Annotated in this window: 16 protein-coding genes, 1 tRNA gene, 1 other RNA gene and 2 pseudogenes; 12 read left to right on the top strand and 8 right to left on the bottom strand. The window is 70.4% G+C overall.

Going from position 1 to position 13,853, the window contains the following annotated elements:
• Positions 1-6: 6 nt before the first annotated feature.
• From ACIBEI_RS25605 to ACIBEI_RS25595, 3 genes are read right to left on the bottom strand one after another with little or no spacing between them, the layout of a single operon-like run.
• On the bottom strand, positions 7-1,254 hold the full coding sequence (locus ACIBEI_RS25605) for an MFS transporter (protein WP_398892583.1): 1,248 nt from the start codon (positions 1,252-1,254) through the stop codon (positions 7-9).
• 7 nt (positions 1,255-1,261) lie between these two features.
• Entirely contained in the window at positions 1,262-1,744 is a 483-nt protein-coding gene (locus tag ACIBEI_RS25600; RefSeq protein ID WP_398892582.1) for an ArsI/CadI family heavy metal resistance metalloenzyme, read from the bottom strand.
• Between the two features lie 34 nt (positions 1,745-1,778).
• Positions 1,779-3,158, bottom strand: coding sequence for an FAD-dependent oxidoreductase (locus ACIBEI_RS25595; protein ID WP_398892581.1), 1,380 nt, complete (start codon positions 3,156-3,158; stop codon positions 1,779-1,781).
• 106 nt (positions 3,159-3,264) lie between these two features.
• Between ACIBEI_RS25595 and ACIBEI_RS25590 the strand changes: the two genes are divergently transcribed.
• Positions 3,265-4,323, top strand: a complete 1,059-nt coding sequence (locus ACIBEI_RS25590; RefSeq protein WP_398892580.1) for a flavin-containing monooxygenase — start codon at positions 3,265-3,267, stop codon at positions 4,321-4,323.
• A gap of 51 nt (positions 4,324-4,374) precedes the next feature.
• Complete coding sequence (locus ACIBEI_RS25585; RefSeq protein ID WP_398892579.1) at positions 4,375-4,752, top strand: ArsR/SmtB family transcription factor; 378 nt, start codon at positions 4,375-4,377, stop codon at positions 4,750-4,752.
• Between the two features lie 19 nt (positions 4,753-4,771).
• Here the strand turns inward: ACIBEI_RS25585 and ACIBEI_RS25580 are convergent, their stop codons facing one another.
• Positions 4,772-5,119 (bottom strand): hypothetical protein, encoded by a 348-nt coding sequence (locus tag ACIBEI_RS25580; RefSeq protein WP_398892578.1) that lies wholly within the window; start codon positions 5,117-5,119, stop codon positions 4,772-4,774.
• 125 nt (positions 5,120-5,244) lie between these two features.
• On the opposite strand from ACIBEI_RS25580, the gene ACIBEI_RS25575 reads away from it, so the two are divergent.
• Complete coding sequence (locus ACIBEI_RS25575) at positions 5,245-5,400, top strand: hypothetical protein (protein WP_398892577.1); 156 nt, start codon at positions 5,245-5,247, stop codon at positions 5,398-5,400.
• A gap of 153 nt (positions 5,401-5,553) precedes the next feature.
• Positions 5,554-6,369 carry a sulfite exporter TauE/SafE family protein gene (locus tag ACIBEI_RS25570; protein ID WP_398892576.1) on the top strand — a complete coding sequence of 272 codons (816 nt, stop codon included), beginning with the start codon at positions 5,554-5,556 and terminating at the stop codon, positions 6,367-6,369.
• A gap of 112 nt (positions 6,370-6,481) precedes the next feature.
• On the opposite strand, the pseudogene ACIBEI_RS25565 reads toward ACIBEI_RS25570, so the two are convergent.
• The 3 genes and pseudogenes from ACIBEI_RS25565 to ACIBEI_RS25555 all read right to left on the bottom strand — a co-directional run bounded on the left by ACIBEI_RS25565 (position 6,482) and on the right by ACIBEI_RS25555 (position 8,602).
• Positions 6,482-7,521, bottom strand: a pseudogene (locus ACIBEI_RS25565) (NAD(P)-binding domain-containing protein).
• Positions 7,518-8,297: an aquaporin gene (locus ACIBEI_RS25560; RefSeq protein WP_398892575.1), complete on the bottom strand. Its 780-nt coding sequence runs from the start codon at positions 8,295-8,297 to the stop codon at positions 7,518-7,520. Before ACIBEI_RS25560 ends, ACIBEI_RS25565 begins: the two are co-directional and overlap by 4 nt.
• Positions 8,294-8,602, bottom strand: a complete 309-nt coding sequence (locus tag ACIBEI_RS25555) for an ArsR/SmtB family transcription factor (protein WP_398892574.1) — start codon at positions 8,600-8,602, stop codon at positions 8,294-8,296. The genes ACIBEI_RS25560 and ACIBEI_RS25555 overlap by 4 nt, the downstream gene beginning before the upstream one ends.
• Before the next feature lie 91 nt (positions 8,603-8,693).
• On the opposite strand from ACIBEI_RS25555, the gene ACIBEI_RS25550 reads away from it, so the two are divergent.
• From ACIBEI_RS25550 to ACIBEI_RS25520, 7 genes and pseudogenes are all read left to right on the top strand, one after another.
• A complete protein-coding gene (locus ACIBEI_RS25550) occupies positions 8,694-9,107 on the top strand; it encodes an arsenate reductase ArsC (RefSeq protein WP_398892573.1) in 414 nt (137 codons plus the stop codon).
• Positions 9,104-10,099, top strand: a complete 996-nt coding sequence (gene trxB / locus ACIBEI_RS25545) for a thioredoxin-disulfide reductase (protein ID WP_398892572.1) — start codon at positions 9,104-9,106, stop codon at positions 10,097-10,099. Before ACIBEI_RS25550 ends, trxB begins: the two co-directional genes overlap by 4 nt.
• Before the next feature lie 19 nt (positions 10,100-10,118).
• Complete coding sequence (gene trxA / locus ACIBEI_RS25540; RefSeq protein WP_398892571.1) at positions 10,119-10,478, top strand: thioredoxin; 360 nt, start codon at positions 10,119-10,121, stop codon at positions 10,476-10,478.
• Positions 10,479-10,554: 76 nt separating this feature from the next.
• Positions 10,555-11,457: pseudogene (locus ACIBEI_RS25535) on the top strand (FAD/NAD(P)-binding oxidoreductase); the annotation flags it as partial.
• Positions 11,445-12,002, top strand: coding sequence for a hypothetical protein (locus ACIBEI_RS25530; protein ID WP_398892699.1), 558 nt, complete (start codon positions 11,445-11,447; stop codon positions 12,000-12,002). The pseudogene ACIBEI_RS25535 and the gene ACIBEI_RS25530, both read left to right, overlap by 13 nt.
• 40 nt (positions 12,003-12,042) lie before the next feature.
• A complete protein-coding gene (locus tag ACIBEI_RS25525) occupies positions 12,043-12,753 on the top strand; it encodes a MarR family transcriptional regulator (RefSeq protein ID WP_398892570.1) in 711 nt (236 codons plus the stop codon).
• Entirely contained in the window at positions 12,746-13,408 is a 663-nt protein-coding gene (locus tag ACIBEI_RS25520) for an arsenate reductase ArsC (RefSeq protein ID WP_398892568.1), read from the top strand. The genes ACIBEI_RS25525 and ACIBEI_RS25520 overlap by 8 nt, the downstream gene beginning before the upstream one ends.
• Positions 13,409-13,571: 163 nt before the next feature.
• Here ACIBEI_RS25520 and ACIBEI_RS25515 read toward each other — a convergent pair.
• Positions 13,572-13,659: transfer RNA gene (locus ACIBEI_RS25515), tRNA-Ser, on the bottom strand.
• A 71-nt stretch (positions 13,660-13,730) separates the two neighbouring features.
• Here ACIBEI_RS25515 and ffs point away from each other — a divergent pair.
• Positions 13,731-13,829: signal recognition particle sRNA small type (ffs, locus tag ACIBEI_RS25510), an RNA gene on the top strand.
• Positions 13,830-13,853 lie beyond the last annotated feature (24 nt).

Here is a 13,853-nt window from a genome sequence, read left to right as displayed (position 1 = left end):
CGTCCGTTACGGACTCGTAGACGTCCTGTCGGTGTCGTGCTGTGGACGGCTCGGGGTCCCTCCGGCCGCGAAGAGTGCTGCTGAGACGGAGGCCAACGCAAGCGCGATGAACAGGCCGGGATAGCCACCGAGCGGCCCCGCCAGCGCCGCCCCCGCGAACGGCGCCAGCGCTGCGGCGATGGTGGATGGCGCGGCCAGCAGCCCGGAGAGGCGCCCGTAGTGGGTGGTTCCCCATCGGTCCGTGACGGCGGTGGCCTGGAGCAGGGTGAGGTTTCCTCGCACCATGCCGGCTGCGATCGCGATGCCAACGAGCAGGGGGAAGGGGCCGGAGACCATCGCGAACGCGGCGGTCGTGGTCCCGCCGAGCGTGATAAGGGCGACAGTGCGGGTGGTGACGCCCGTGCGGCTTGCGAGCGTTGCGTACAGCGTGCGGCCGAGGGTCTGGCCTGCGCCGCCCAGACCGAGGGCCCAGGCGGCGGCGGTGGGGCTGGCGCCGCGCGTGATCAGCAGGGGTACGAGGGCGATGACGACGGCGTACATGGCGAAGCTGTTCAGGGTGAGCGCGGTGGCGAGCATCAGGAACGGTCGGCTGCGGGTCACCGAGCCGTTGGGGGTGTCCCGTTGGGAGGGCGGCGTTGGCGCGGGCGGCCAGGGTGCTCGTAGCGCGAAGGCGTGAGCGGGGATGGTCACGAGGGCCAGGATCACCGCGAGTACGGCGTACGTGGTGCGCCAGCTCAGATGCTCGGCGAGCGTGGCGGTGAAGGGCGCGAAGGCGGTGGAGGCCAGGCCGCCGGCGAGGGTGACGACGGTGAGGGCGCGGACGCGGTCTTCGCCCCACCAGCGGGTGAGGGCTGCGAAGGCGGGCTGGTAGAAGGTGGCGGCCATGGCCACGCCGGCCAGCAGCCAGGCGGCGGTGAAGGCCGCGAGGTTGGGTGCGTAGGCGATGGCCAGCACGGCGATGACGCCCAGGACGGAGCCGGTGGTCATGACGGCGCGCGGGCCTCGACGGTCGAGGATGCGTCCGACGGGGATGCCGGTGAGGGCGGAGACCAGGAGCGCGCCCGAGAAGGCGGCGGTGGTTGCGGTGGTCGACCAGCCTGTGGCCGCGGTGATCTCGGGGTTCAGGACGGGGAAGGCGTAGTAGACGATTCCCCAGCTGGTGATCTGGGTGGCGCACAGGGCGGGCAGGGCGGCGCGAGGCCGTGACCGGTCCCCCGTTCCGGTCACGGCCTCGCTGGTGTGGAGGTTGGTCATCGGCGGATCAGCGGCAGCCGCCCGCGACGGCCGGTTCCTTTGTGTCGGTGTCGGTGTCGGTGTCGGCCTCGACCGGGTCGGCGGCGCAGCAGGTGCTGCCCTGCTGCTTGGCCAGGGAGTCGGCGTCGGCCTTCACCACGTACACCTCCCAGGGTTCCTGGCCGGGGCCGTGGACCCAGACCTTGTCCTGGAGGGCGTAGCAACAGGTGGTGTCGTTCTCCACGTCGGTGGCCAGGCCGGCCTCGCCGAGGCGGGCCGTGGCGGCGTGGACGGCCTTCGTCGTCTCGACCTCGACGCCGAGGTGGTCCATGCGGGTCGCCTCACCTGCGGTGCCTTCGATGAGGACGAGCTTGAGCGGGGGCTCGGCGATGGCGAAGTTGGCGTATCCGTCGCGGAGTTTGGCGGGCTCGGTGCCGAAGAGCTTCGTGTAGAAGGCTACGGATTCGGCGAGGTCGGGGACGCGGAGGGCGAGCTGTACGCGGGACGTCATGGCGAACCTCCTGCTGGAAGGGGTGGTTGGCGGGTCAGCAGCCGCCGGATGAGGCCGGGGCACCGATGCCGATCTGCAGGGTGGCCGGGGCCGCGCAGCAGCCGCCGCCCTCGCTGCCCTGGGCGGCCTCGGGCTCGTCGAACAGACCCGCGCCGCCGCAGACCCCGGTCTCCGGCAGAGTGAGTTCGACGCGCTCGGCGGCCTCCTGGTCGCCGGCGATGGCCGCCGCGATGGAGCGGACCTGCTCGTAGCCGGTCATCGCGAGGAACGTGGGCGCTCGGCCGTAGGACTTCATGCCGACCAGGTAGACGCCCTGCTCAGGGTGCGAGAGTTCGTTCACGCCGTGCGGGTAGACCGTGCCGCAGGAGTGCACGTTGGGGTCGATCAGCGGGGCCAGGGCGGTCGGGGCCTGGAGGCGCTCGTCGAGGCCGAGGCGGAGCTCCGCGAGGAAGGAGAGGTCGGGGCGGAAGCCGGTCAGGACGATGACCTCGTCGACCGGGTCCAGGCGGCGGCCGTCCTCCGCCACGAGGACGAGCTGGTCGCCTTTGTGCTCCACAGCTTGTGTACGGAATCCCGTGACCGCGCTCGCGTGCCCGGCTTCGACGGCCGCCTTGGCACGCAGGCCGAGGGCACCGCGGGCGGGAAGCTGGTCGGCCTCGCCGCCGCCGTACGTCGAACCGGTGATCCCCCGGCGCAGGATCCACACCGCGTGCGTCCCGTTCTCCTCCTTGGCCAGGTCGGCGAGGTAGGCGAGCGCGGTGAAGGCGGAGGCGCCGGAGCCGACGACGGCAGTGCGCTTGCCCGCGTAGCGGGCGCGGACGGCCGGGTCCTTCAGATCGGGGACGCTGTAGGAGATGCGATCGGCGGCGGTCCTCTCGCCTAGGGCGGGCAGGCCGTTCGCGCCGAGCGGGCTGGGGGTGGACCACGTGCCGGAGGCGTCGATGACAGCGCGGGCGATGATCCGCTCCTCGCGGCCGTCCGCGGTCTGGATGTGCACGGTGAAGGGCTGTTCGTCGCGGCCCGCGTCGACGATGCGGTCGCGGCCGGCGCGGGCGACGCCGGTCACCGTGGCGCCGTAGCGGACCTTGTCGCCCAGGGTGTCGGCGAGTGGCTGGAGGTACTGGTCGGCCCAGTCGCCGCCGGTCGGGTAGGCGGCCGCGTCGGGACGGACCCAGCCGGTGGGAGCGAGAAGCTTCTCGGCGGCGGGGTCGACGACCTCGCCCCAGGTGGAGAACAGCCTCACGTGCGACCACTCCCGTACGGCACTGCCCGCTGCCGGTCCGGCTTCCAGGACGAGGGGCTCGATGCCGCGCTCGGCGAGGTGGGCGGCGGCAGCCAGGCCGATGGGGCCGGCTCCGATGACCACGACGGGCAGCTGGTCGGTGGCGAGGACGCTGTTGATGGACGCGGCCACGATGTTCCCCTTTGTTTCGACATCTGTCGATCTCTTGCGCTGCCAGCATGGCACCTGTATCGATAGACGTCAACATAGACACTCATCGAATCTGGAGGTCGGGGTCATGGAGCGAGTGGACGTAGCGGTGATCGGCGGTGGCCAGGCGGGACTGGCTGCCGCGCATGCCCTGCGCCGGCAGGGACTGGGCCCGGTGGTTCTGGAGGCGTCCGACCGGCCGACCGGAGCATGGCCGCGCTACTACGACAGCCTCAGGCTCTTCTCTCCCGCCGGCTACAGCTCGCTGCCCGGGATGCCCTTCAGCGGAGACCGGGACCGTTATCCGCATCGGGACGAGGTCGTCGCGTACCTGCTGCGCTACGCCGATCACCTGGATGCCGATATCCGCACGGGGGTGCGTGTTCGGGAGGTCCGGGCTGCCACCGACGGCACCTTCACGCTCGTACTGGAAAGCGGTGGGGAGCTGTCCGCGCGGGGAGTGGTCGCGGCTTCCGGAACCTTCGGCCGCCCGCGTCGCCCCGCGCTGCCGGGACTGGAGGACTTCGTCGGCACGCTGCTGCACGCGGCCGAGTACCGCGCGCCGGAGTTGTTCGCCGGGCAGCGCGTCGTGGTCGTCGGGGCCGGAAACTCGGCCGTGCAGATCGCCGCCGAGTTGGCCACGCATGCCCGGGTCACCCTCGCCACGCGGCATCCGGTGCGCTTCGCCGCGCAGCGCACGCTGGGCCGGGATCTGCACTGGTGGCTGAAGCGGACCGGGGTCGATGCCCTGCCCCTCGGCCGGTTCCTGCGCACGCCGCCGACTCAGCTGGTCATCGACGACGGCCGATACCGGGCTGCTCTCGCCGCCGGCGCTCCGGACCGGCGCCAGGTGTTCACGGCTATCGACGGCGCCAAGGTCACCTGGACCGACGGCGGCAGCGAGGAGGTCGACACGATCCTGCTGGCCACCGGCTACCACCCCGACCTCGGCTACCTGGCCTCGCTCGGCGCGCTCGACGACCACGGTCACCCGACCCACCGGGAGGGCGTCTCGCTGACCCACCCTGGCCTCGCATACGTGGGACTGGAGTGGCAGCGCAGCCTGTCCTCGAACTCCCTCCGCGGGGTTGGCGGGGACGCGAGCCGGGCCGCCCGGCGCCTGGCGGGGTACGTGCACCGAGGCTGACGAGACCGCGGACCCTGGGCGCTCTGGTTCGACGTATGTCAACATAGACGTATGTCGAACATCAAGGTGCTGCCGCTACTGGAACCCGAGGCCGCCGAGGGTGTCGTGCCGTGCTGCCCGCCGCTCACCGAGCGGCCGCTGACGGCCGAGGAGGCCGAGCGGACCGCCGCGATGTTCAAGGCGCTCGGCGACCCGGTCCGCCTGCGCCTGTTCTCGCTGGTCGCCTCGCACGAGGGCGGCGAGGCGTGCGTGTGCGACATCTCCGACGTGGGCGTCTCGCAGCCGACGGTCTCCCACCACTTGAAGAAGCTCAGGGAGGCCGGCCTGCTCACCTCCGAGCGGCGCGGCACGTGGGTGTACTACCGGGTCGAGCCGTCGGTCGTGGCCGCTATGGGGCAGATGCTGACCGCAGCTGTCCCCGCGGCCTGACCTTGACGTAGCACGGGGATCAGGCCGTCGCGGCGTTCTCGTTCCACAACTTGCCGAACTCCGCTGCTTCTTCGTCCGTCAGCGTGCTGGGCCCGTGGATGCGGATCATCGTGGTGTCCCACGGGCGCCGGCCGCTGCGGCTCGGCGTCAGCACCACTCCGACGGTGACAAGTCCATCGGGGCGGCCGATGCGTTCGGCGACCTCGTGATGGCGGAGCTGTACGTAGCTGCCGAAGATCGCCTGGATCTGCTCCTCGAAGCGGGTGGCGCAGGCGTACACGGTCTGGCGGGTGGCATCGGCGTTGAGCTGCCGCCGGAAGCGCCACCTCGTGCTTTCCTCGGGTACCTGTACGACGTCGTCGAGCATCTCCAGTAGCAGTTGGCCCCACTCTTCCCGGACTCCAACGGGAAGTTGGTCCAGATCGGAGAGGACCGCCAGGCGGTCCTCTCCGATCGGCGTGGTCCGGTAGCGGGCTGGTGGTGATGTCCTCCATGACCAGACGCAGCACCAGGTGGGCGCGGGTGCCCGCGGCGCCGACCGGTGTCTGTGGCAGCAGCGGTGTGGAGAACAACCAGCCCCCGGGGCCGACGAGTTCGGTGTCGATGTCCGCGGGTGGTGCCTCCTCGTCGGCCGCGGCGAACTCGTAGTAGCGCACGGGCTCTTCGCCCAGGGCGATGGGAGGCCCGGCGGCGGCGCGGAAAAGGTAGTCCAGCACGGCGGTGGTGGAACGGAGTTGGTCGAAGAGGAAGTCCCAGTCGCGCCATAGCAGCAGAGGCGGGCCACAAGCGAGGATGCCCGTCATGACCACGGACCAGACCCTCCATCCCCTCCGGCCGACGTACTCAGCACCTGTCGTGTTCAGTGCGGGAGCGGCCATCGGCGTTCTGGGCGGGATGATCGGGCTGGGTGGCGCCGAGTTCCGTCTGCCACTGCTGATCAGCCTCTTCGGATTCGCGGCGCTCTCGGCCGTCATCCTGAACAAGGCGATGAGCCTGGTCGTGGTCCTGGTCGCACTACCCGCCCGGCTGGCTGCGGTCCCGGCCGCCGAGGTCGCCTCCCGCTGGCCCGTCGCGATCAACCTGCTGGCCGGCAGTCTCCTCGGCGCCTGGGCCGGCGCATCCTGGGCGGTCCGCATGCGCAGCACCACGCTCTACAAGGTTCTGGCAGCCCTGATGGTCCTCATGGCCGCCGCGCTCGTGGTCACCCACACCACCACCTTCGACCCCCTCGCGCTGCCGCTCTGGGCCCAGATCCCTTCCGGAGTGGTAGCCGGGTTCGGCATCGGGGTAGTCGCCGCGATCATGGGAGTGGCCGGTGGCGAGCTGCTGATCCCGACGATCGTGTTGCTGTTCGGCGAGGACATCAAGACCGCCGGCAGCCTCTCCCTGCTGGTCTCCCTGCCGACCATGCTGGTCGCCTTCGCCCGCTACAGCCGCGACGGCAGCTTCGCCGTCCTCAGCACCAACCTCCGCTTCACGACGGTCATGGCCGTCGGCTCGGTCGCCGGGGCCGTGCTGGGCGGACTGCTCCTCGGTGTGTTTCCGGACCTGGTGCTCATCCCCGCGCTGGCCGTGATCCTGCTCATCTCAGCAGTCAAGCTCGCCCGTCACGACTGAGCGGCCGGATGCCTCCCGATCTCACGAACATCGATTCCGACCTGAGCCAGGTTGACTCCCAAATTCGTGAAGAACGGACTTCACAACTCGTGAAAAAAGCCACCCACCCGCATCAGCTGTCGGCGGCGAGGAGCTGGCGAATCTCCCGGGCCGCGTCACGGGCCGCGCGACCGACGCCGATCAGAGTCGCGGAGGCAGGGCCGGTCCAGTCGCCGTAACCCAGCAAGTGCAGGCGCGGTTCGGCCTGAGCATGGGTGCCGATCATGGGGATACGACCGCGTCGGCCCCGCAGGCCGAGTGGTGCGAGGTGGGCCAGGGCTGGGCGGAAGCCCGTGCACCAGATGATCGTGTCGGCCTTGGCGCGGGTGCCGTCGGCCCATTCGACGCCGCCGCGGACGAGACGCGAGAACATCGGGCTCGCCTTCAGGAGCCCGCGGTCTCGTGCCTCGCGTACGGGCGGTACGGCGACGATGTCCCCGAGCGACGCGACGCCACCCGTGTCCGTGCGTCCCTCGTCCAGGGCTCGATGGGGGTCCCCCCGCTCGAGCGAAGCCGAGAGTGGGGGAGGGCGGTGGCCGCGTCGAACAGGGCACGCCCGTCGATGTCATCGGCCAGGAAGCGCGGTGGACGCCGGGTGACCCAGATCAGTCGGGTGTCGTAGGCGAGGTCGGCGGCGATCTGGGCGCCGGAGTTGCCCCCGCCTACCACGATCACGCGTTGGCCTGCCAGGTCAGCGGGGCTGCGGTATTGCGGCGCGGGCGTGCCAGGTGCCGGAGTCGGTTTCCACGCGTAGGAGTTGGTCGTCCCGGTGGATGTCGAGGACGCGCACGGGTCGCTCGACGGGCAGTTCGTACCGCTTCTCGTAGTCGGCGAGGTACTCCACCACGTGCTGCGCGTCGGGGTAGGTCTCGCCGGTCTGCGGCGGCATGAGGCGGCCGGGCAGCGAGGAGTACGTGGCCGGGGAGAACAGGCGCAGCGAGTCCCAGGTGTGCTGCCAGGCGCCGCCCGGTGTGGTCTGGGCGTCGAGGATGACGAAGTCGAGGCCGAGGCGGCGCAGGTGGCTGTGTTTTCTGGGGGACACCCCCAGGCCCCCGCGACGGCGAGCCCGGCCTGGCCGCCACCGATCACCACTACCTGTGTCGTGTACGTCATTCAGCGGGGCGGCCACGCATGAAGATGAGCGCCACCAGGGCCAACCCGATCACGCCGCCGACGAGTTGCATGCCGATGAACCCCAGGAGCGAGCCGGGGGCGATGCCCGCGAAGGTGTCGGTGAAGGCGCGGCCGATCGTCACCGCAGGGTTGGCGAAGGACGTCGACGAGGTGAACCAGTACGCGGCGCCGATGTAGGAGGCGACGGCGACGGGCGCGAACTGCAGCCGGTTGGACCGCGCCAGACCGAAGATCAGCAGGATCAGACCCGCGGTGGCGACGACCTCGCCGAGCAGCAGGTGGCCGGCGGAGCGGTCGTGCGTGGACCACTTCACCAGCGGTTCGGCGAACATCGCATCCGCCAGGATCGCGCCCGCGATCGCGCCGACGATCTGCGCGGGCAGATAGACAACCACCTCGCGCAGGGTGACCCCGGCGCCGCCGCGTCGCGCCGTCCACCACTCGGCCAGCGTGACGACCGGGTTGAAGTGCGCCCCGGAGACCGGACCGAGCAGCAGGATCAGGATGCCGAGGCCGAAGACGGTGGCCGTGGAGTTGGCCAGCAGCTGCAGGCCGACGTCCTTGGTCAGTTCGGTGGCCTGGATGCCGGAGCCGACCACGACCGCCACCAGCAGGGCGGTGCCTATGAGTTCGGCGGCGGCCCGGGCGACCAGAGGAGTACGCGGCGGAGTGGCACCCGGCGCGGACCCGACAGAGGCGGATGCTGGAGCGGCTGTCGCGGACTCCGCGGTCGGGGCGGCTTCGGCGGCGGTCATGGGCAGGCCCTCTTGTTCTCGGCGGCGGTGCGCGCGGACTCGGCCAGGTCGGCGAACTGGCCGGCGAGTTGGGCGATGACGTCCGCCTTGAGCCGGTAGTAGATGTACCGGCCGCACGGCTCCGTCTCGACGACCCCGGCCTCGCGCAGCACCTTCATGTGGTTGGAGAGATTGGTCTGCTTGGCACCGGTCTCCTCCACCAGGTGGGTGGTGCACAGCGTCTCTTTGGCGAGCAAGGTCACGATCTGGAGCCTGAGAGGGTCGGCCAGAACCCGGATCAGATCAGTGTCGACTGACGTCATCATGCGCTGATACTGTCACATCAGTGGTGGCTGACACCACCGGGTGCTGACGTCATTCGCACCTGATGCCGTCGTGAGACAAGAGAGACCTCTGATGTCCGACAAGCCCTCCGTGCTCTTCGTCTGTGTCCACAACGCCGGCCGTTCCCAGATGGCCGCCGCGTGGCTGACCCACCTGGCCGGGGGCCGCGTCGAGGTCCGCTCCGCCGGCTCCAACCCGGGCGCGGGCGTCAACCCGGCCGCCGTCGAGGCCATGCGCGAGGTCGGCATCGACATCTCCGCCGAGGTCCCGAAGATGCTCACCGTGGACGCGGTGAAGGAGTCGGACGTCTGCATCACCATGGGCTGCGGCGACACCTGCCCCGTCTTCCCCGGCAAGCGGTACCTGGACTGGCAGTTGGAGGACCCGGCGGGCCAGGGCGTCGAGGCCGTGCGCCCGATCCGGGACGAGATCAAGGTGCTGATCGAGGGCCTGATCAAGGAAATCGCCCCGGAGCCCCAGGCATGAGCCCCGCGACCGACACGACTGGGGACATACGCAACGTCATCGTCGTCGGCTCCGGCCCCGCCGGTTACACCGCCGCCCTCTACACCGCCCGCGCCTCGCTGAAGCCGCTGGTCTTCGAGGGTGCGGTCACGGCCGGCGGCGCGCTGGTGCAGACGACCGAGGTGGAGAACTTCCCCGGCTTCCGCGACGGCATCATGGGCCCGGACCTGATGGACAACATGCGGGCCCAGGCCGAACGCTTCGGCGCCGAGCTCGTCCCCGACGACATCGTCGAGGTCGACCTCACCGGTGCCGTGAAGACGGTCACCGACAGCGCGGGTACGGTCCACCGGGCGAAGGCAGTCATCGTGGCGACCGGCTCGCAGCACCGCAAGCTGAACCTGCCCGGCGAGGACGCGCTGTCCGGCCGAGGCGTGTCGTACTGCGCGACCTGCGACGGCTTCTTCTTCCGCGAGCACGACATCGTGGTCGTGGGCGGCGGCGACACGGCGATGGAGGAGGCCACCTTCCTCTCCCGCTTCGCCAAGTCCGTGACGATCGTCCACCGCCGCGACACCCTGCGGGCCTCCAAGTCCATGCAGGACCGCGCCTTCGCCGACCCGAAGATCTCCTTCGCCTGGAACAGCGAGGTCGCCGAGATCCACGAGGACGGCGGCAAACTCGCCGGGCTCACCCTGCGCGACACCGTCACCGGCGAGACCTCGCACCTCTCGGCCACCGGCCTCTTCGTCGCCATCGGCCACGACCCGCGCACCGACCTGGTCACCGGCCAGCTCGACCTCGATGACGAGGGCTACCTCAAGGTCGCCTCCCCCTCCACGCGCACGAACATCGCGGGCGTCTTCGGCGCCGGTGACGTCGTCGACCACACCTACCGCCAGGCCATCACCGCGGCAGGGTCCGGCTGCGCGGCAGCCCTGGACGCCGAGCGGTACCTCGCCGCCCTCAGTGACGCCGGCACCTCAGGCGAGCCCGTCGCGGCCACCGTCTGACACCCGCTGGAGCAACATCATGGCTCTCAAGAACGTCACCGACGACTCCTTCGAGCAGGACGTCCTCACCAGCGACAAGCCCGTCCTGGTGGACTTCTGGGCTGCCTGGTGCGGCCCGTGCCGACAGCTCGCCCCCTCGCTGGAGGCGATCGCCGCCGAGCACGGCGACAAGATCGAGATCGTCAAGCTGAACATCGACGAGAACCCGGCCGTCGCTGCCCTCCCCCACTCTCGGCTTCGCTCGAGCGGGGGGACCCCCATCGGCGTGATGTCCATCCCGACACTGAACCTCTACAAGGGCGGCGAGGTCGTACAGACCATCGTCGGGGCCAAGCCGAAGGCCGCCCTCGAACGCGAACTCGCCGACCACCTCGCCTGACACGCGACGACGGTGAGGGGCGCCCCCAGCGCCCCCAGCGAGCCCCGTTTCTCTTATCTCCGACGGAGGTATCCCGGTGGCCGGCAAGCGCATCGTCGCCATCGGCGGCAGTGACGCCGGCATCAGCGCGGCCCTGCGCGCCCGCGAGCTGGATCCCGACAGCCAGGTCACCGTCGTGGTGGCCGACGCCTACCCGAACTTCTCCATCTGCGGCATCCCGTACTACGTCTCCGGCGAGGTGGGCCACTGGGGCAACCTCGCCCACCGCACCCTGGCCGACCTGAGGGCCACCGGCATGCAGGTGCGCACCGACACCCTCGCCACCGGCATCGACGTGGCCGGCAAGCGGTTGGCCGTGCGCGGCGCAGACGGCCGCTCCGAGCAACTGCCCTACGACGCGCTGATCGTGGGCACGGGCGCCGTCAGCTCCCGCCCGCCGATCGAGGGTCTGATCGGGCCCGACGCGCTCGGCCCGGCCGACGGCGTCCACCTGTTGCACAGCATGGGCGACACCTTCGCCGTGATGCAGAGCCTCGCCGCCCGCCGCCCGAAGACGGCCGTGGTCGTCGGCGCCGGCTACATCGGCCTGGAGATGGCCGAGGCCCTCACCACCCGCGGCATCCACGTCACCCAGATCGAGGCCCTGCCCGAGGTCCTGCCCACCGTCGATACGGAACTCGGCGCCCTCGTCCATGCCGAACTCACGGCCCATGGCGTCGAAGTGATCACCGGCACCACGGTCTCAGCGATCGCCCGCGCCGCCTCCGGCAACGTCCTCAACGTCCGGGCCACCGGCCCCGACGGCACGGCCTTCACCCGCGGCACCGACCTCGTCCTGGTCGTCGTCGGCGTCCGCCCGGACACCGCCCTTGCCGCGGACGCCGGAGCCAAGCTCGGAGAGAAGGGCGCGATCGAGGTCGACGAGTACATGCGTACCTCGCTGCCCGGCGTGTACGCGGCCGGGGACTGCACGGTCACCCACCACCGCCTCCTGGGCAAGACCTGGCTCCCGCTGGGGACGACCGCCCACAAGCAGGGCCGCATCGCGGGCGAGAACGCCCTCGGCGGCACCGCTGGTTCGCCGGGAGCCTCGGCACCCAGGTCGTCAAGGTCTTCGACCTCGTCGCCGCCCGCACCGGCCTGCGCGACCACGAAGCCGCAGCCGCCGGGCGGGGCTGGACACCGGCAACCACGGCAACCCGCCCCGACGACCACAAGGCGTACTACCCCGGTGCCACCCCGATCTCCATCCGCGTCACCGGCGACACCTCAAGTGGCCTCCTGCTCGGCGCCCAACTCGTCGGACGCCGCGGCGCGGAGATCTCCAAGCGCGTGGACACGTACGCCACCGCTCTCTTCCACGGCATGGACGTGGACGGCATCAGCGAACTCGACCTCTCCTACACCCCGCCACTCGGCTCCCCCTGGGACGCCGTCCAGATCGCGGCGCAGGCATGGATGAACGAGCACCACCTGGACGTCCAGCGCTGCATGGTCGCAGACCTTGCGCGCAGCCCCTCGTGATCGACCTTCGCCGACTGCATTGACAGCCGAGATTAGCTCAATGAAAATTGAGTCAATGAACATTGAGTGGTCTGCATCGGTGGTGGCGCGAGCACAACGGCACGCGGCACTGGGAGAACCCGCCCGCTTGGCGATCATCGATCGGCTGCTGCTGAGCGATGCCTCACCCGGCGAACTCGGCCAGGAGCTGGGCTTGCCCAGCAATCTCCTCTCCCACCACCTCAAGCTGCTCGAACAGGTCGGCCTGATCGAGCGATCCCGCTCCGAAGGAGACCGACGGCGCACCTACCTGCGCCTGCGCACGCAAGCCCTGGCCGACACCCTGCCGACGCCTCTGCGTACGGCACCCCGCGTGGTGTTCGTCTGCACCCACAACTCCGCCCGCTCCCACCTCGCCGCGGCGCTCTGGAAGCGCCACAGCACCGTGCCGGTGGCCTCGGCGGGAACTCAGCCCGCGTCACGCGTCCACCCCCGCGCCGTCGCGACCGCACGCAAACACGGACTCTCCCTGGCCCACGCCCGCACATCCCACATCGACGAGACGCTGCGCCCGGACGACCTGGTGATCGCCGTCTGCGACAACGCTCACGAACAGCTCGGCCCCCGGGTCCCCGACCGCCTGCACTGGTCGGTCCCCGACCCCACCCGCACCGGCACCGACGACGCCTTCGCCGACGCCCTGAGTGATCTCGCCGACCGGGTCGACCGGCTGGCACCCGCCGTACAGCCTCCCGGAGGCAGCGATGACTGAAACCGCGCCCGTCCCGCACCGCAACCTGAGCATCGACCAGCAACTCGCCCTGCGCACCGCCGCCACCCACCTGGGCCGCGAGTTCGACGGCACCTTCGGCCAGGAGACGATCGAACGGTTCCTGCACACCAGCTACGACCAGTTCGCCGGCCGCAGCACCATCCCCAACTTCCTCCCGCTCATGGCCGAACGCTTCGCCCGCCAGCGCCTGCGCGCCCTGGCCAAGGTCGAGGGCCACCACACCGACGGCAAGCCGATCGTGCTCTTCCTCTGTGTCCACAACGCCGGCCGCAGTCAGATGGCCATGGGCTTCTTCCAGCACCTGGCCGGCGAGGGCGCCGTCGCCTGGTCGGGCGGCTCCGAACCCGGCAACGAGGTCAACCCGGCCGCCATCACAGCGATGAGCGAGCGTGGCATCGACATCTCCCGCGAGTTCACCAAGCCCTGGACCGACGAGATCGTCCGCGCCGCCGATGTCGTCGTCAGCATGGGCTGCGGCGACGCCTGCCCCGTCTTCCCCGGCAAGCGATACCTCGAATGGACTCTGGACGATCCCGCCGGCCAGTCCGTCGACGATGTCCGCCCCATCCGCGACGACATCGAGCGCCGAGTCCGCGGACTCCTCAACGACCTCGGAGTCCCGGCACAGCACTGACGCGCTCTCTCACGCTCTCTGCTCGGCACGGTGAACCAGATCACTGTTCACCGGGGTTCGCCCCGGTCCCATCACGCGAACTGAGACCAAAACTGAGACCACGCACGACGAAGGGCCCCACCGCGAACGGTGGGGCCCTTCGACATCGTGCCCGGTGAGGCACTGGCGGAGGATACGAGATTCGAACTCGTGAGGGGTTGCCCCCAACACGCTTTCCAAGCGTGCGCCCTAGGCCACTAGGCGAATCCTCCGCCGCAAACAATACAAGACGTTGAGGAGTGCTCGCGAACTCGTTCCCCCCGTTCAGATCGGGTACTGTGTGCGCAGCCCCTCACGTGGCGCTATCTGACTGAACTCCCCCAGGGCCGGAAGGCAGCAAGGGTAGGTTGGCTCTGGCGGGTGCGTGGGGGGCGCTTGCGTTTGCGGGGCCGGTGGAGCCGGGGGG

Source organism: Streptomyces sp. NPDC050988 (assembly GCF_044456225.1).
GTDB lineage: Bacteria > Actinomycetota > Actinomycetes > Streptomycetales > Streptomycetaceae > Streptomyces.
Note: the sequence above shows the minus strand (reverse complement) of the source record. Positions and strands in the feature narration are given on the sequence as shown.